Here is a 17,208-nt window from a genome sequence, read left to right on the forward strand (position 1 = left end):
GAATTAAGACAGGCGCACGACTAAACGCTGAAAGAACCCAAAGGGTCATGAAAATTTCAAGGACCGGCATCGCCCGGGATCTCGAACGCCTCAAGGATCAAGGCAAGCCGATCCGTCTTGGCATCATCGGCTCGGGTGAAATGGGCACCGATCTGGTCACTCAGGTGTCCCTGATGGAGGGGATTGAGATCGCCGCCATTTCGACCCGCCGTCCGCACACCGCCATGGCCGCCATGGATATCGCCTATGGCCCCGGCGGGCAGAGCGATCACGCCCGCGAGGTGTCCTCGCGCAGCGCCATGAGCGCCGCCATCGACATGGGGCGGATAGCGGTCACCTCCGACACCGAGTTGATGGTCACGGCTCCCGAAGTGGATGTCATTATCGATGCGACCGGCAAGCCCGGCGTGGGCGCCGATTTCGACCTTCTGGGCATGGAGCACGGCAAGCATCTGGTGATGATGAATGTCGAAGCCGACGTCACCATTGGCCCTTACCTCAAGCACGAAGCCGATCGCCTCGGCGTCATCTATTCGGTGGGCGCTGGCGACGAGCCGTCCTCGTGCATGGAACTTATCGAATTCACCGCCGCCCTTGGCCTTGAGATCGTTGCCGCCGGCAAGGGCAAGAACAACCCCCTGAACCACGATGCGGTGCCAGCCGACTATGTCGAAGAAGCCACGCGCCGCAACATGAACCCCCGCATGCTCGTCGAATTCGTCGATGGCTCGAAGACCATGGTGGAAATGGCCGCCATCGCCAATGCGACGGGACTAGTCCCCGACCGGCCGGGGATGCACGGGCCCAATGCGGACCGGGAAACGCTGCCCAAGGTCTTGATCCCCAGGGCCGATGGCGGCGTGCTCGAAAAATCCGGCGTTGTCGATTACACCATCGGCAAGGGCGTTGCGCCGGGTGTCTTCGTGATCGCCAGGGCCACCCATCCGCGCGTGGTCGAGAGAATGGACGATCTCCATGTCGGGGTCGGGCCCTATTACGGCTTTTATCGCCCCTACCACCTCACCAGCCTCGAGGTGCCCCTCACCGCGGCGCGGATCATGCTTTACGGCAAGCCCGACATGGTACCGCTGGCTAACCCCGTCGCCGAAGTCTGCGCCGTCGCCAAGCGCGACCTTGTGCCGGGCACTCCGCTCGATGCCATCGGGGAAACCTGTTATCGCTCCTGGACCATGACAGCGGCCGATGCCCGCGCCGCCGGCGCCATTCCGGTCGGCCTTCTCGAAGGCGGAACGGTCACCGCCCCGATCAAAAAAGGCGAGCTTTTGACGGCAGCTAACGCCACGCCCGATACCTCCACCAAGCTCTTTGCCCTGCGCAAGCGGCAGGACGAAATGCTCGCGGCGGCGCAAGGCTGAGAGCGAGAAACCGGAGGAGAACGCGATTGAAACACCCCAGCCTGGCGCCAGTCATTGCCGCCCTGCCCCCGACGGTCCCCTTCGTGGGACCCGAAGTCATCGAGCGCCGCACCGGCATCCCCTTCCGCGCACGGCTGGGCGCCAATGAAAGCGCCTTCGGTCCCTCACCCAAGGTGATCGCCGCCATCGCCGCTGCGGCAGGCGATGTCTGGACCTATGGGGATTCAGAAATCTTTGCCGTCCGCTCAGCGCTTTCGGACGACCTTGGCACGCCGCTCGAAACTCTCTCGGTGGGCGAGGGCATCGATGCGCTGCTAGGGCTGACCTGCCGCCTCTTTCTGGCGCAAAACGACCGCGTGGTGACCTCGCTGGGCGCCTATCCGACCTTCAACTATCACGTCGCCGCCCAAGGGGCCGAGCTCTCTACCGTGCCCTATGAAGACGATAGGGAAAGCCTTTCGGGCCTGCTCGAAGCGACACGGGCTGCCCCGACCAAAATCGTCTATCTGGCCAATCCCGACAATCCCATGGGCACCTGGTGGCCCGCCGAAGAGATCGAGCACTTCATTGACGCTGTTCCGCCCGAGACGCTGATCGTCCTCGACGAAGCCTATGGCGAAACCGCCCCGGCCGGCACGTTGCCGGCCATCGATGTTGCCCGCCCGAACCTCCTGCGCTTCCGGACCTTCTCAAAAGCCTATGGGCTGGCTGGCATGCGCATCGGCTATTGCATCGGCCCGGCCGATCTCATTGCCGCCTTCGATCGCATCCGCAATCATTTCGGCGTCAACAAGCTCGCCCAGATCGCGGCGCTGGCGGCATTGGACGATCAGGACTATCTCGACCGCACCGTCCAGGCGATCGCCGCCGGTCGCGACCGCATCGCCGAGCGCGCCCGGCAATTGGAACTCGCCCCCATCGCCTCGGCCACCAACTTCGTCGCCATCGATTGCGGCAGCGCCTCGCGCGCCGGCGCCATTCTTGAGCGGCTGCTCGCTCGCGGCATCTTCGTGCGCAAACCTGCCGTGCCGGTCCTCGACCGCTGCATCCGCCTCAGTGTCGGCAGGCCAGCCGATATCGAACTGGCCTGCGATACGCTTGAATCGATATTGGCCGAGTAGCTGACAAAATCAGCTCGGGCTGGCCGGCACCGGTTCACCGACGGCAGCAACAGGAAGATCGACTCCCGTTTCGACAGCAGCCGAAAGCTCGGCAATCTGGTTGGCCTGGGCGGGGTCGGTCACGGCCGGCGCGATGGCCGAAAGCGCCGCGGCGATGACCGGCGAACCGGTTCCTGCGACGAGGGACGAGGACGCCAGCGTGGCAGCGAGCATGCCCAGGGCAATGTCGGCTTCGGCTGCAGGAAGCCCTATAAGGCTGGCGGCATAGGCTTCGACAGCGGCAAGGCAGCCCATCTCGCTTGCCTCCGCAGATGCACAGGCACTCTCGACAACCAAAGTGTCGGGCGTTTGCCCGACGCCAGGTGAGGCTATGGAAACACAAAGCGCTGCGGCAATCGCCGCATAAGGAAATCCCTTGAACATAACCACACGCCCCCAAGCGTAGAATGCAAGTTCCAGTTCAAAATGCTACGGAGGCGCCATTTACGAGTCAATAACCATGTATGCCCGCCTCGTCTGAGCGCGCGGGCAGAACTCTACGCCAGCGATATCCCGTGCGCCGCCGAGATCATGAAGGTTAACCATTCGATAATAAGCCGTTCACGGTTGTTAAAATTCGTGCCAGTGTGACCGTTCGACATAACCGATTATTGCTGCATTTGCTGTGGGGGCCGCGAATATGCAGGAATTGGCCGCGGAGCGGACGCATGCTCATAGCCTGAGGCAGTCAGCCAGAGAAACGCCAGGGCACCGTTCCACCGAAAAGGCGGTGCGGATGCCGCAATCGGGCCTCATGCTGACGCTGATCGAAGGCCAACCTGTCCTTTCCCGTCCCACTCCGCTCAGGGTGGCACAATTGGCCGTCAAGCGTTGCTTCGATATCGCCTTCAGCCTGCTCGCGCTTATTCTGTTTCTTCCCGGCTTTGTGGCAATCGCCATGTTCGTCCGCCTCTCGAGTGCGGGGCCCGTTTTCTTCAGGCAGCCACGTGAGGGACTGAACGGCCAGCCGATCGGCGTACTCAAATTCCGCACCATGTATGTCGATCGCTGCGACGTCACGGGCATGATGCAAACGGTGCGCGATGATCCCCGCGTCACCCCCGTCGGCCGCTTTCTGCGCCGGACCTCGATCGACGAATTGCCCCAGCTCATCAACGTGCTCAAGGGCGAGATGTCGCTGATCGGCCCAAGGCCGCACGCGTTCGGCATGCTGGCCGGCGGCGTTCCCTATGATGGCCTCGTTCCTTATTATTCGGCGCGGCAAGCCATGAAGCCGGGGCTCTCGGGCTGGGCGCAGGCCCATGGGCTCCGCGGACCAACCGATGACCCCGCCCGGGCGAGGGCGCGGATCGACCACGATCTCGCCTATATTGAAAATTTCTCGCTGCTTCTCGATCTAAGGATCATCTGGATAACCGTGCGGCAGGAGTTCCTGAACGGAACTGGCCTTTAGCTCTTGGGCCAACTGCATTACCATCGCGCACGACAGCTTAGAAATGCCGAGTTCCATGACAGCGCCAGATCCCCGCCCTGCCCAGCCACCGACGCTCGATGAGATGACCGGCGAATTCGCCAGGATCGCGCTCAGCGCTGGAGAATTGATCCTGACCATCTATGGCAGGGACTTTTCCGTCCAGACCAAAGCCGACGACACCCCGCTGACCGAGGCCGACACCGCCGCCGAGGCGCTGATCATGGATCGACTGGCTGCGCTGTTCCCGAATATCCCCGTCGTCGCCGAGGAAGCGGTCGCCAATGGTCTTAAGCCGGTGCTCGCCGACCGTTTCATCCTGGTTGATCCGCTGGACGGCTCCAAGGAATTCATCGCCCGCAATGGCGAGTTCACCGTCAATATCGCCCTTATCGAACACGGCGTTCCCGTTGCCGGGGTGGTCTATGCGCCGGCATTGGGCCGGATCTGGTGGGGCAGCCGCACCAATGGCGCCTTTGCAGCCAGGGTCGAGAACCACGCGATCATCGAGACGGTGCCGGTCAAGGTGCGGGTGGCACCCAAATCCGGGCTGATGGCCATTGGCAGCCGCTCCCACGGCAGCGGCCAAGCCGACACGCGCCTTGACGCCCTTGAGATTACCGATTTTGCGACAGCCGGGTCGTCGCTCAAATTCTGCCTGCTTGCCGAAGGCGCCGCCGATCTTTATCCCCGGTTCGGCCGGACGATGGAATGGGACACCGCCGCCGGTGACGCCATTCTGCGCGCCGCTGGCGGACATGTAATCGACATGGCGGGGCAGCCCTTGCGCTATGGCAAGTGCAACCAATCCGCCGACAGCGATTTCGCCAATTGCGCCTTCTGGGCCATTGGCGATGGCGCCATCATCAGAAAAGTCTGCGGTGATGCAACCGCCGTCGAATCGCAATAATGCCCGGATAAGGACATAGGGCGCTTGAGTGCAAAGATTTGGTGATGACCGCGCGGCCCGCTGGGGTCGGTGCGGAACACCCGGAAAACAGGTGGATTTTTAATGCGTATAACGATGATCGGATCCGGCTATGTGGGTCTTGTGAGCGGAGCGTGCTTTTCCGATTTCGGCCATGAGGTGACTTGCGTCGATCTCGATGCGGGCAAGATCGACAGGCTCAAGCAAGGGATCATCCCGATCTTCGAGCCCGGGCTCGATACGCTGGTGACCACCAATGCCGCCGCCGGGCGCCTCTCGTTCACCACCGACCTGGCCAGCGCTGTCGCCGATGCCGACGTGGTCTTCATCGCAGTGGGCACCCCCTCGCGCCGCGGCGACGGGCATGCCGATCTCTCCTATGTCCACGCAGCCGCCGCCGACATCGCCCGAGCGCTCAAGGGTTTCACCGTGATCGTCACCAAATCGACGGTACCCGTGGGCACCGGCGATGAAGTCGAGCGCATCATCGCCGACACCAATCCCGATGCCGAGTTCGTCGTGGTCTCCAACCCCGAATTCCTGCGCGAAGGCGCCGCTATCGACGATTTCAAGCGCCCTGATCGCATCGTGGTCGGCCTTGAGGACGAACGCGCCCGCCCCGTGATGGAAGAGGTCTATCGCCCGCTCTATCTCAACCAGGCGCCCGTGATGTTCACCGGAAGGCGCACCGCCGAACTCATCAAATATGCCGCCAACGCGTTCCTCGCCATGAAGATCACCTTCATCAACGAGATGGCCGATCTGTGCGAGAAGGCGGGGGGCGACGTACAGGCCGTCGCGCGCGGCATAGGGCTGGACAAACGCATCGGATCGAAATTCTTGAATGCCGGTCCCGGCTATGGCGGCAGTTGTTTTCCCAAGGACACGCTGGCCTTGGTCAAGACCGGCCAGGATTTCGACGCTCCCCTGCGGCTTATCGAGACCACGGTGGCGGTCAACGATAACCGCAAGCGGGCCATGGGCCGCAAGGTGATTGCGGCCTGCGAGGGCAATGTGCGCGGCAAGACCATCGGCATTCTGGGTTTGACCTTCAAGCCCAACACCGACGACATGCGCGATGCCCCCTCCATCGCCATCATCCAGACCCTGCTCGATGCGGGGGCAACTATCCGTGCCTATGATCCCGAAGGCATGGAGATGGCCAAGTCGATGATCTCCGGCATCGAATACGCGGCCGATGCCTATGATGCCGCAAAGGATGCGGACTGTCTGGTTCTGGTGACCGAATGGAACCAGTTCCGCTCGCTCGACCTGGGCCGTCTCAAGGCGGCCATGGCAACCCCCGCCCTGGTCGACCTTCGCAACGTCTATCGCCGCTCCGACGTGGAAAAGGCCGGCTTCACCTACGCCTCGATCGGACGCAGCGAAGCGGCAGGCGATCACGAAGGCCGGATGGACGCAGCCGAATGAAGGTTTTCGTCACCGGTTCGGCGGGCTTTATCGGCTTTCATCTGACCAGGCGCCTCCTTGCCGATGGCCATCAGGTCGTCGGTTTCGATGGCATGACCGCCTATTACGACCCCGCTCTCAAGCAGGCGCGGCTCGCTATTCTGCGCCGGTCCAACGCCTTCAGCGCCGTCGAGGCCATGCTAGAGGACAAGGATGCGCTCACCGAAGCCATCGCTTCGTTTGCGCCCGATATCGTCATCCATCTCGCGGCCCAAGCCGGCGTACGCTACAGCCTCGAGCATCCCGACACCTATATCAGCGCCAATCTTCTGGGTACCTTCAACCTGCTCGAAGCGGTGAGGGCTAATCCGGTACAACACCTGCTGATCGCCTCCACCTCCTCAGTCTATGGCGGCAACGCGCAAATGCCGTTCAGGGAAGTGGACCGAACCGACTTCCCCGTCTCGCTCTATGCGGCCACCAAGAAGGCCTGCGAGGCGATGAGCCATTCTTACTCACACCTCTGGAAGATTCCCACCACCTGCTTTCGGTTCTTCACCGTCTACGGCCCCTGGGGACGCCCGGACATGGCGCTGTTCAAATTCGTCGACGCCATCGAACGCGGAGAGGCGATCGAGGTCTATGGCAACGGCCAGATGCAGCGCGACTTCACCTATATCGACGATCTGGTCGAGGGCATCGTGCGCCTGTCGGCTGCGATTCCCGAGGAAGGCCGACCAGTCGAGGCGGCTGGCGTCACCGATTCCCTTTCCTCGGTCGCGCCCTGGCGCGCGGTCAACATCGCCGGCGGCCGGCCCGTGGGGCTGATGCCCTTCATCGAGACCATCGAAAAATGCCTGGGCCGCACCGCCAACAAGACCATGCTGCCCATGCAGCAGGGCGATGTGGTCGCCACATACGCCAATGAGGGTCTGCTGGAAGCCCTCACGGGCTTCGTGCCCGGCATCGACGTCGAAACCGGCGTTAAAGCCTTCGTTGATTGGTATCGCAGGTACAAGGATGCTGCGTGAGGTCGAAACGACCTCCACAATCCCTTCTGTCGTCATCGGTGGCTTCCCCACGGCAAGCGTCACGCGCAGCCAACTGGCCGAAACGATGGTTCAAGACTGCCTTGCTGCCCGCGCCCGAAGGGATACATGGCGTCCCCGGCTTGTCTTCTCATCCAACGGCCAAGGCATCGCCCTGGCCGGCCAGGATCCCCAATTTGCCAGCGCGATGGCCCAGGCCGACATCGTCCACGCCGATGGCATGCCCGTGGTGTTTGCCTCGAAACTGATCGGCAAGCCGCTCCCCGAGCGCATCGCGACCACCGATTTTTTCCACGACGCCGCCATGGTTGCCGCCCGGCATGGGTTCAAACTCTTCATCCTGGGGGCCACCGACGCCCAGAACAAGGCAGCGGTAGAGGCCATCGGCAGGACCTATCCCGAGGTCCAGATCGTCGGTCGTCACCACGGTTATTTCGATGACGCGGACGATGAACGGATCTGCGCGACGATCCGCGCCAGCGGTGCCGAAATCCTTTGGGTCGGATTGGGCAAGCCGCGCCAGGAGTTCTGGTGCGTGCGCAACCGTCATCGCTTGGCGGGTATCGCCTGGATCAAGACCTGTGGCGGCCTATTCGCCTTTCTTGCCGGCGACGCTCCGCGTGCTCCCAAATGGATGCAGCGGTTAGGGCTCGAATGGCTCTATCGCATGCTGGACGACCCCAAGCGCCTGGCCTGGCGCTATTTCACGACCAACCCATATGCATTCTACCGGCTTTTACGGCACACAGAGCGCCGGTAAGGCGGTCATTCGAACGAAGCGCGGCGCCGATAGATGTTGATGCCTGCCGCCGTCAGTCCGACGGCACCAAGAGCTGTCGCCACCACAATCTGTTGGGCGGGGTGCACGCCGTCCCTCAGGAAAAACCAGGTTGCCACCGACAGCACACAATAGAGCAGCGGGTAGGCCACCTCATGGGTGACCGCAACCTTATGGGCTTTCCGGCTGCTGAGAATGACCACGCCGCAAATGCCAATAATGTTGGCGGCAACCACACCCCAGGCGATGAGCAACGCATTGCCGCTGAACCCGGCAAACGCCGCAAACAGCACAAAGACCAAACCCGCTGCCGCGTAAACGATGGGCAGCCGCCCCAGGCGCCGCGCGCCGATAAGCGCATAGGAGGAGTGGTAAGTGTCAAAAGTCTCCACCGCCGCCGAAATCGACAGCACAACGGCAAACGTTAAGAGAACTGCGGAATAGGTTCCGGGCGAGACGAACAAGAGATCGGCGGCAACGATCGCCGCCACCGCACTGATCGCCGCGCTCCAGGCCACGACCAGCGAATTTGCCTTCCATCGGACCTTGAAGGCTTCCTCGTCACGACCATAGAGCCTGGCCAGCCTGGGAAAGAAGGCCGCATGCATCGCCCCGCCCAATGTCTGCATAGGGCGCCGGACCAGATCGGACGCCAGCCCATATGTGCCGGCCATCTCGGCCCCGAAAAGGGCGCCCACAACAACCCGGTCTCCCCGATCGTAAAGCTGTCGGATGATTGCCGTCAGGCCAAGCCCGGCATAGCGCCTGAACATCCCGAAAAGCCTGGCAAAACTGCTCCCACCTCCCAGGCGCCGCCGGCAAATCAGCGCGGCAAGCCATGTGCTCGCACCATAGGCCGCGAGGGTCCAGGCGGCCGATGACGTATAGAACGCAACGCCAGCGACGAGCAGCAGCGCCAAAAAACCGCGCCCCGCATAGGCGAGCGAATAACGCCCCCATTCCTCTTTGGCGGCGGCAAAACTTGTCTGGCACAAAAACGCCAGTTCGACAGCCACAACAAGCCCGCACAGGGCCGTATGGATGGCTGCGCGCTCTCCCCAAAAGAAATAAACCGCAGCGAAAAGCAGGGCGGTAGCCAGCACGATCAGGAGCAGCAGGTGATCGACTTCCCCTTGCGTTACGGCCTGTTCGCCGCCGTCCGCCTCTCGAAAGATGGCGCTCGATAACCAATGACCGCACACATATTGAAGCATGGCGGCAATCGATATCGTGATGGTGTAGACACCGAATTGCGAAGGCCCGAGTATGGTCGCGAGTACGACAACGAGTAAAAACGCCAACCCCGCCTGAAAAATCCTGGAAATCGAAGCATAAGAAGCGCCCCGAGCCACGGCAGAACCCATGTCAATTGCCCCAAACCTACATGCGCCAGGGATGCCGGAAGTTCAGCGGGCGTCATCGAGCAGCGACACGCGAAATTGGGTGCTGTTTGCCTTTATCGCCCTGCTCTTAGGTCTCGAAATCCTGGTTGTTCCACTCGCCGGTCTTTACCTCTCATGGACGTACCGCAGTGTTCCTTATCGATCCAGCCTTTTGCTGCCGATCGCCGCGCTGGTGCTGGCCCTGGCGGCGGCAACAGTCATCGGTGTCGTGCGCGACGGCGCTTACGACCGTGCGCTGTCTTCGGTCTATAGCATCGGGATCTTGGTCGGCGGAACGCTGCTTGCCATCGGCATCATCAAGCACCTTTATCGCCAGGCCCAGAACCGGCGCGATCCCAGGGACTTTCGCGAAGTGTTCTTGGGACAGATCGGCATGCTGAGCCACCGGCTCCTGCTGTTCTGCCTGCTCCTTTTCGGTGTCGGCGTACTGGCGTTCGCCGTCACCGGGTCCGAGGTCCTCTCGTTTCCGACGCTGCTTTCCGGCTTTGCCGATAGCGACACCGAGATGCTGCGATATCTTGCCAGCACGCGCATCTACCGCCCCGATTGGGGGTTTGGCTCTTTCGCCGCCCCTCGCTTTATCTATTTCGCGCGCTGGGACACTGCCGGCGCCATCATCGTCTCGCTCACCGGCAATCTGGCAGCGGCGCATTTCTGGGCCAAGGGCAGGAAACGAGACTTTGTCCTGACCGAAGCCATCACCATCCTTCTGATCGTCTCGACGCTCAGCCGGACCGTTATCGGAATTCATATCGGCGTTAGTGTCCTTACATATCTATGGATCAGCCGAAACCGAATGGTACTGGGTTCGCTCCTCCTGGTTCTCGCTTCCATCCTCGCGGGACTGCTCCCGCTCCTGGCCGATTTCGCCTCCTCGTTCAGGCAGTATTCCACCAGTGACCGGTTCGAGCTCTATGGGGCAGCGCTTTCGCAATTTATCGCCGGCGACCCGCTGTTGGGTCTGGGATACAAACCCAAGGACGACCCTTCCCTCCAATACGCCGTGGGCAGTCACTCAATGCCGCTGTCGTTCCTGACGCGCGGCGGATTGATTGCGCTGATCTTCGCAACCCTGGCATTCTGGATATTGCCGATAGCGCGTGGGGTCAGGTCCGTCCTCTCGCATGATCCATTCAAGCGCAAGACAGCCCCTTTCTGGGTCCGAGGCATTGTCGTTGTCGGTGCATGGTCTCTGTTCCAGGAAATAGACACCTCGATACTGACCTACACGGCGATCATAATATTTCTGCTCTCGGTCGATCTTCTGTCCCGCCGAACGATTGCGATCCACCCCCGATAGGTGAAGGTGTAAGCCTCGCCACCGAACGTCATTGGGCCTGGATCGCCCCCACCTCCACCAGATACGCACGCAACGCCGCGTGCAGCGTGCCATATTGCCCCTCGGTCAAACCACCGCCGATCCAGGCGGCGGCACATTGTCGTTGCGAACGTCCGCTCAACCCATTGGCACCCAAAATATGGAAGGAGAGGTTCGGAACACCGGTCGTGCCCGCCTCCGCCGCCCGGGCCGTTCCCGCGTTCACCCGCACCGTTCGGATTGCCCCATCGACCCGCGAAACGCTGAACAGGCCAGTCGCCCCGCTCACCGCAAGATGAAGAAACGTTTCATCGTTGAGATAGGCGGGAAACCATGCACCGGGCCGGAAAATGCGCATATCCGCTCTCACGGTCGCCGATTGAAACGCCCCCATATCGTAGCTTTCGCTCGCATGGTCCGTGAGGCTCCAGAACCCAAACGAAGCATCATCCTCGCGATAATTGAGCCCGCTGGTCGCCGGGTTGAGGCCCGTATCCAGGTACCCATTGCCGTCGCCCTGATAGCCGCGGTCCACCATAAACATAGGTACACCGTCGGGGACGATATTGTAGCTGTCGGCAACCCAGTTGCGCTGCGCCGCCTGTGCGTGGTGAGCCGCCAGGACATAGAGCGCATCGAGCCGCTGCCACACCTCGCCCACCTTGAGTGCGCCGATTAGCCGGTTAATCGCGGCCATGCGCGCCATGCTCGGCTGGACGGAAAGCCGAGACAGCAGCGCCTGCGTCTCTGCCAGCAATGGCTCGTGAGCCCCCGCGCCCGAAAGCGAAAGTGAAAGCGCGATCTCCATCAAACGAGCCCCACCAGATCGCCGGCATCTGTCCCACTGGCCATGATCCGCGCCGCGCAAACCGGCAGCACGGTGCCGCCGGCAACATTGGCAAACCGAACCTCCCGCCCCCAAGCCGAGACAATGGTAAGATTGCCGGCGCTGCCGATATAGATCGCCCGGGTCACCTGCGGCAGGTCGTTGAAATCATCGGGCGTGATGGCGAAGAAATCGCCCGCCGGTCCGCTCGCGCTGCTCGCCCGTCCTGAAAAGTTTGAAGTCATGATGTCTGGCTCCAGTGCCGTTATAGCTCTGGAGCCATCATCACCCAATCTGGCAGGGCGGGGATAAGTTTCGTTGTTTTGAACGACTAGATGTGAGCGTTTCCAGCAAAAATGGGTACCATTTTTGCGGATCGGAAACGCGACGCAAAGGATTAGAGCCGGCGAGTTGATTCAATCAAAATCCCCGGCTCTAACTGCGGCCGAACTCGTCTTCGATGCGGATGATGTCGTCCTCGCCCAGATAATCGCCGGTCTGCACCTCCACCACTTCGAGTTCGATCTTGCCGGGGTTGGAAAGCCTGTGGATCTCGCCGCGCGGAATGTAGATGCTTTCATTCTCGTGCAGCAGGCGCACGCTCTCGCCCACCTGCACCTCGGCGGTGCCGCGCACCACCACCCAATGCTCGGAGCGGTGCAGGTGCTTTTGCAGGCTCAACCGGCACCCCGATTTGACGAACAGCCGCTTGACCTGGAACCGCGCGCCATTGAGCACCGAGGTATACCCGCCCCAGGGCCGATAGCTCGTGCGGTGGATTTCGGTGAAATGCCGGGTCTGCGGATCGGCCTTGAGCCGTTTGACCACCTCGCCCACCGACTGCGCCGCCGATAGCCGTCCCACATAGACAGCGTCCTCGCTCGCGAGCACGGCGACGTCATCGAGCCCGTCGAGCACCACATGATGGCTTTCCGACATCACCAGCGAGCGCGACGCCGCGTTGAGCGTCACCTTGCCCACGCCCAGATTGTCCGCTGCATCGCGGGCCCCGCTCTTCCACACCGCGTTCCACGATCCCAGATCCGTCCACTGGATCGCGGCCGGCACCACCGCGGCCAGATCGGTATTTTCAAAGATCGCATAGTCCACCGATATCGAGGGCGCCTGGGCAAACGAGGCTGCTTCGAGGCGATAGAAATCGAGATCGGCCCGTCCCTTGTCCACCGCCGCGCTCGCCGCTGCGAAAATTTCGGGCGCCAGCTTTTCGCATTCGGCAAGAAAGGCCGATGCGGTGAACAGGAACATCCCCGAATTCCAGTAATGCGACCCCGCCGCGATCATTGTCGCCGCCTTTTCCGCGTCGGGCTTTTCGACGAACCGGGCCACCCGCCGGCCGCCGGACGGCAGGCTTTCGCCCGCTTCGATATAGCCGAATTCGGTGGCCGGTTCGGTGGGATCGATCCCGAAGGTTGCAAGCCGCCCCTCCCGCGCCACCGCTTCGGCAGTGTCCAGTGCCTGCGCATAGGCCTTATCGACAACGATGCCATGGTCCGAGGGCAGCACGTGGATGAGCGGATCGCTGCCGTCCTGCGCTGCCATCAGGCTCGCGGCAACGATCGCCGGCGCGGTGTTGCGCGCCACCGGTTCGAGCACGATGCTGGCTGGCACGATGCCGATTTCATGGGCCTGCTCGGCGACCAGAAACCGGTAATCCTCATTGGTGATGACGATCGGCGCACCATAGCGCGGATCGTCCTTGAGCCGCAGCAGGGTCTGCTGGAACAGGCTGTGCTCACCCAAAAGGGCCAGGAACTGCTTGGGCCTGGCCGTGCGGGAAATAGGCCACAGCCGCGTGCCGCTCCCCCCGGCGAGAATGACGGGAACGATCCGTCGGGGCTGCGAAACCGGCATATCCATTCTATCGGGTCCCCTCGAAATAGGCGGCGAGCCTGGCCATGGTCATGGCAAGCATCGCCTTTGTTGTCTGGGCACTGTCGGTCTCGACATAGCATCGGAGTTCGGGTGCGTTGCCCGACTGGCGGAAATGAACGATCGTGCCATCCTTGGCAACGAGCCTTGTGCCGTCCCTGGTATCGATGGTTTGCGGCGCCACGAGGTCTTCTCCGAACCGGGCGCGCAGCTCGCTCGATTTTGCGAGGTCCGCCACCAGCGCCTTGCCGGCCTCCGGCGGCACCTTCTTGAGCCGGTCAGCCCGCATCACGCGCCTGGGAAGCTCGCCCACGAGATCGCCCACCGGTACGCCCCGGCGCACCGTCTCGGCCAATACCGCGATCAGCGGAACCATCGCGTCCCGGGTCGCAAGCGGGGTGAGCTTGCCGAACCGGCTCCCCACCAGAAACCCGCCATTGGCCTCGAACCCGACGACGCCTTCGTCCCCGGCTTCAGCCATGGCCGCCACCACATAGGGCGAACCGATCCGCGTCCGCTCGATCGTCTCGAACCATCCGCTCATTTCGAGCGCCCCGGTCGAGGTCAGCGGCGTCACCACTATGCGCGCGCCGAGCGCCCGCGCCGTCAGCGCACCCAGCACATCGCCGTTGATCTGCTCGCCCGCCGCATCGATCAGCAGCGGCCGGTCGCCATCCCCATCGGTCGAGACGACGGCATCGAGCCCATGTTCGGTCAGCGCCGCCCTCAGCTCCGCCATCACATCGGGTTCGACAGCCTCGGTATCGACGGCGACGAATGTTTCGCTCCGCCCGATCGAAACGCATTGGGCGCCCAGAACACCCAGCACGCGCCCCACAATGTCCCGACCGACCGCCGAATGCTGGAAAATCCCGATCTTGAGCCCCGCCAGCGCGCCCGGCGCAAAAGCCGTGAGATAGCGCGCTTCATAACCATTGCCGATGCGCGGATCGACCGGCGGCAGGCCCGGTACGAAAACCGCCCCCTCGCCTTCGAGCAGCGCCCGCGCCTTGCGCCCGATCGGCTCCTCGTCGCTTTTGAGCAGTTCGCCATCGGGCCGGTAGAATTTGAGCCCGTTATAGTCCGCCGGAATGTGGCTCCCCGTCACCATGATCCCCGGCACGCCACGCTCCAGCCCGGCCAGCGCCAGTGCGGGCGTCGGCACCTTGCCCGCATTGACGGTCCGCCAGCCAAGAGCTTCGACCGCCCCGCCCACCAGGGCGGCAATCCCAGGGCTCGACGCCCGCAGGTCGTATCCCACCACCACCTCTCTGTCCCGTGCCCCCGCGCAGGCGGTCTGGAGAAAGCCGGCGACATAGGCCATGACGATTTCAGGCGTGAACCCTTCGGCGGGCCCCCTGAGCCCAGAGGTTCCGAAGGCGATGGATGCAGGCGCGCTAATGGGCATCCCCCGATCTGACGTTTCGCTTAATGATTGTTTTATGCCGGCGGACCGGTCACGTCCAACGCCCATTATTCCTCGTAATATCCCTGATAGCTCTTGCCATACCGCGCCTGACCGCCCGCCTGCTGGTTGAGCACGGCAACCACCGGCGCATCAGGGGTCTTGGCCTGCTCGAGCCGGCTTATCGCCGCGCGCACCTCGCTCTGGGCGGTCGCGGACCAGCGCACCACGAACAACACCGCATCGGCGTATTGGGAGAGATACAGCCCATCGACCACCGGCAGCACAGGCGGCGTATCGAGGATGACCACGTCGAAATTCTTGACGGCCGCCGCGATCAACCGGGTAAAGGCGTTGCCGGTGATCAACTGGTCGGTCGGAATGTCCGAACGCTTCGAGCCCACCACGACGCTGAGCCCCGTGTCCTGGTCACGCAGCACGATCGAGGCGAGCGTATCGGCTCCCGCCCTTCCGGCCAGATATTCGAACAGCCCCAGTTCTGGCTCGATGCCGAGGTTCTTGTGGATCGCCGGCCGCCGCAGGTCGCAATCGATGAGCAATGTGGACTTGCCCGATTGGGCATAGGCCCGCGCCAACGACAGCGCCAGCGTGGTCTTTCCCTCCTGAGGAACCGAGGAGGACACCATGATGACCTGCCCTCGCTCCTCCTCTGGCTCATTTCCCGCCGCTCCGCTTTGGAGGGGGAAGCGTTTCCGGCGCAAGTGCTGATCCAATCCCGCCCGGGCGCGCCTTACCGATTCCGCATAGTGCGAGAGCGGTGCCGTGATCACCATATCGGCTGCCGCCTCGGTATCGAAAGAAAGCTTTTGCAATGGAATTTCGCCCACCACCGGCAAACGCGTTACCAGATGCAACTGGCTTTCGCTGGTGAATCCACCCAGGAAGTTCTCGTAGATCACCGCCAGCCCCACCCCAAACCCCAGCCCCGCCAACCCGGACAGCGCCAGGATCAGCCTTGTGTTGGGAAAGCTCGCTTCGCTCGGCGGCAGTGCGGGCGAAACGATACGACTGTCGGCGATCTGCAACTCGGCCTGCACCTGCAAATCCGCGCTCTGGGCCAGAAGCGATTGATATTGGTTGCGCGCCAGATCCGCCGATTGCTGGTATTGGTAAAGCCGGGTCAAAGCCTCGACCGGCAGCTCGCTTGCAAGCACGTCCGAACGGATCTGCTGGCGCAGCCCGACCGCCTGCTGGTCCAGCTCGGCCACCTGCGTGCGCAAACCCATGAGTTCGGCATCGGCCCTGTCGGCAAGCTGGCTTTCGATGGCGGCCAGTTGCTGGCGCAGGTCGATGGCGACGGGCGACTCCGCCGCCACCTCAGAAAGGCTGGCGGCCAGCGTCTGTCGCTGTTCTTCCAATTGCGCCACCGCATCGGATTCGAGCTGGGCCATCAGTGCCGGCCAATCGCGCTCAGCCACCGCCGCGCCCACGCTCTGGCTCAGCGACTGCAGCGCATCGCGCCTGCCGGTGATCCCCTGCAGGTTGTCGCGCAGCCGGGACACGGGACTGCCCGGATCAGCGGCGAACTGCTCGATATTGGCGCTGATGAAGCCGTCGAACACCTCCTCTGTGCGCACCATGTTCTCGCGTGACAGATCGAGCCGCGCCCGCAACACCTCATTGGCCGCCAGAACCCCCTCGATTTTGGCAAGCGTCTGATCGGCGATATAGGCTTCGGCCACCGCATTGGCCAATTGCGCCGCCTTTTGCGGATCTTGCGAACGGACGTCTACCGAAATCAGGTAGGTGGCCCCGCGCCGCTGTACCGAAACGGCATCCCTGAACCGGTCGAGAACCGAGCGCAGCGCCGCTTCCCCCTCGGGCAGATCGGTGGCCCCTAGCCGGAGGAAGGCCATGAACTGTTCGCGCAGCCCCAGCCGCACCCCAAATTCTGGATCGGCGAGCAACCCTTCCCGTGCAATGACGTCCAGCAGCACCGCATCCGAACGCAGGATCTCGACCTCCGAATCCACGCGCGCAGTATCGGTTGCCGCATTGGTCCTCTGGGTTTCCGGATCGAGCAGCGTGCTGCGCGAGGCATCGACCAGCACCAGAGCCGAGGCCGTGAAGGTCGGGGTCAGCGCCAGGATGGCGAGGCCGGCAAGCCCCAGGCACGCGGCAAGCGTCACCAGGATCAGCCCGAACCTGCGGCGCAGCAGGTTCAATATGCCGCCAATGTCGATGTCCTGATCGTCCATGATCCCCCCCAGAT

The 17,208-nt window shown here is 62.7% G+C and carries 15 protein-coding genes; 8 read left to right on the forward strand and 7 right to left on the reverse strand.

Going from position 1 to position 17,208, the window contains the following annotated elements; genetic code table 11:
• The first annotated feature begins 47 nt into the window (after positions 1 to 47).
• On the forward strand, positions 48 to 1,376 hold the full coding sequence (locus NO932_RS17860; RefSeq protein ID WP_309208733.1) for an SAF domain-containing protein: 1,329 nt from the start codon (positions 48 to 50) through the stop codon (positions 1,374 to 1,376).
• 26 nt (positions 1,377 to 1,402) lie between these two features.
• Entirely contained in the window at positions 1,403 to 2,497 is a 1,095-nt protein-coding gene (locus NO932_RS17865) for a pyridoxal phosphate-dependent aminotransferase (RefSeq protein WP_309208734.1), read from the forward strand.
• A 9-nt stretch (positions 2,498 to 2,506) separates the two neighbouring features.
• Here the strand turns inward: NO932_RS17865 and NO932_RS17870 are convergent, their stop codons facing one another.
• Positions 2,507 to 2,920, reverse strand: a complete 414-nt coding sequence (locus NO932_RS17870) for a hypothetical protein (RefSeq protein WP_309208735.1) — start codon at positions 2,918 to 2,920, stop codon at positions 2,507 to 2,509.
• Between the two features lie 352 nt (positions 2,921 to 3,272).
• Here NO932_RS17870 and NO932_RS17875 point away from each other — a divergent pair, with 352 nt between their 5' ends.
• The 5 genes from NO932_RS17875 (at position 3,273) to NO932_RS17895 (ending at position 8,115) form a co-directional block, all read left to right on the forward strand.
• Positions 3,273 to 3,950, forward strand: a complete 678-nt coding sequence (locus NO932_RS17875) for a sugar transferase (protein ID WP_309208736.1) — start codon at positions 3,273 to 3,275, stop codon at positions 3,948 to 3,950.
• A gap of 55 nt (positions 3,951 to 4,005) precedes the next feature.
• A complete protein-coding gene (gene cysQ / locus NO932_RS17880; RefSeq protein ID WP_309208737.1) occupies positions 4,006 to 4,878 on the forward strand; it encodes a 3'(2'),5'-bisphosphate nucleotidase CysQ in 873 nt (290 codons plus the stop codon).
• Positions 4,879 to 4,980: 102 nt separating this feature from the next.
• On the forward strand, positions 4,981 to 6,327 hold the full coding sequence (locus NO932_RS17885; protein WP_309208738.1) for a UDP-glucose/GDP-mannose dehydrogenase family protein: 1,347 nt from the start codon (positions 4,981 to 4,983) through the stop codon (positions 6,325 to 6,327).
• Entirely contained in the window at positions 6,324 to 7,337 is a 1,014-nt protein-coding gene (locus NO932_RS17890) for an NAD-dependent epimerase/dehydratase family protein (protein WP_309208739.1), read from the forward strand. Before NO932_RS17885 ends, NO932_RS17890 begins: the two co-directional genes overlap by 4 nt.
• Positions 7,327 to 8,115 carry a WecB/TagA/CpsF family glycosyltransferase gene (locus tag NO932_RS17895; protein WP_309208740.1) on the forward strand — a complete coding sequence of 263 codons (789 nt, stop codon included), beginning with the start codon at positions 7,327 to 7,329 and terminating at the stop codon, positions 8,113 to 8,115. Before NO932_RS17890 ends, NO932_RS17895 begins: the two co-directional genes overlap by 11 nt.
• Positions 8,116 to 8,120: 5 nt before the next feature.
• Here the strand turns inward: NO932_RS17895 and NO932_RS17900 are convergent, their stop codons facing one another.
• On the reverse strand, positions 8,121 to 9,434 hold the full coding sequence (locus NO932_RS17900; protein WP_309208741.1) for an oligosaccharide flippase family protein: 1,314 nt from the start codon (positions 9,432 to 9,434) through the stop codon (positions 8,121 to 8,123).
• Between the two features lie 94 nt (positions 9,435 to 9,528).
• On the opposite strand from NO932_RS17900, the gene NO932_RS17905 reads away from it, so the two are divergent.
• Entirely contained in the window at positions 9,529 to 10,836 is a 1,308-nt protein-coding gene (locus NO932_RS17905; protein ID WP_309208742.1) for an O-antigen ligase family protein, read from the forward strand.
• Positions 10,837 to 10,864: 28 nt separating this feature from the next.
• Here the strand turns inward: NO932_RS17905 and NO932_RS17910 are convergent, their stop codons facing one another.
• The 5 genes from NO932_RS17910 to NO932_RS17930 all read right to left on the reverse strand — a co-directional run bounded on the left by NO932_RS17910 (position 10,865) and on the right by NO932_RS17930 (position 17,194).
• Positions 10,865 to 11,662, reverse strand: coding sequence for a hypothetical protein (locus NO932_RS17910; RefSeq protein ID WP_309208743.1), 798 nt, complete (start codon positions 11,660 to 11,662; stop codon positions 10,865 to 10,867).
• Entirely contained in the window at positions 11,662 to 11,925 is a 264-nt protein-coding gene (locus NO932_RS17915; protein ID WP_309208744.1) for a hypothetical protein, read from the reverse strand. Before NO932_RS17915 ends, NO932_RS17910 begins: the two co-directional genes overlap by 1 nt.
• Positions 11,926 to 12,115: 190 nt before the next feature.
• Positions 12,116 to 13,558 (reverse strand): mannose-1-phosphate guanylyltransferase/mannose-6-phosphate isomerase, encoded by a 1,443-nt coding sequence (locus NO932_RS17920; RefSeq protein ID WP_309208745.1) that lies wholly within the window; start codon positions 13,556 to 13,558, stop codon positions 12,116 to 12,118.
• Between the two features lies 1 nt (position 13,559).
• Positions 13,560 to 14,978: a phosphomannomutase gene (locus NO932_RS17925; RefSeq protein WP_309208746.1), complete on the reverse strand. Its 1,419-nt coding sequence runs from the start codon at positions 14,976 to 14,978 to the stop codon at positions 13,560 to 13,562.
• A 65-nt stretch (positions 14,979 to 15,043) separates the two neighbouring features.
• Positions 15,044 to 17,194, reverse strand: a complete 2,151-nt coding sequence (locus NO932_RS17930; protein ID WP_309208747.1) for a Wzz/FepE/Etk N-terminal domain-containing protein — start codon at positions 17,192 to 17,194, stop codon at positions 15,044 to 15,046.
• Positions 17,195 to 17,208: the final 14 nt, after the last annotated feature.

Origin of the sequence: Pelagibacterium sp. 26DY04 (genome assembly GCF_031202305.1) — a bacterium.
Classification (GTDB): domain Bacteria; phylum Pseudomonadota; class Alphaproteobacteria; order Rhizobiales; family Devosiaceae; genus Pelagibacterium.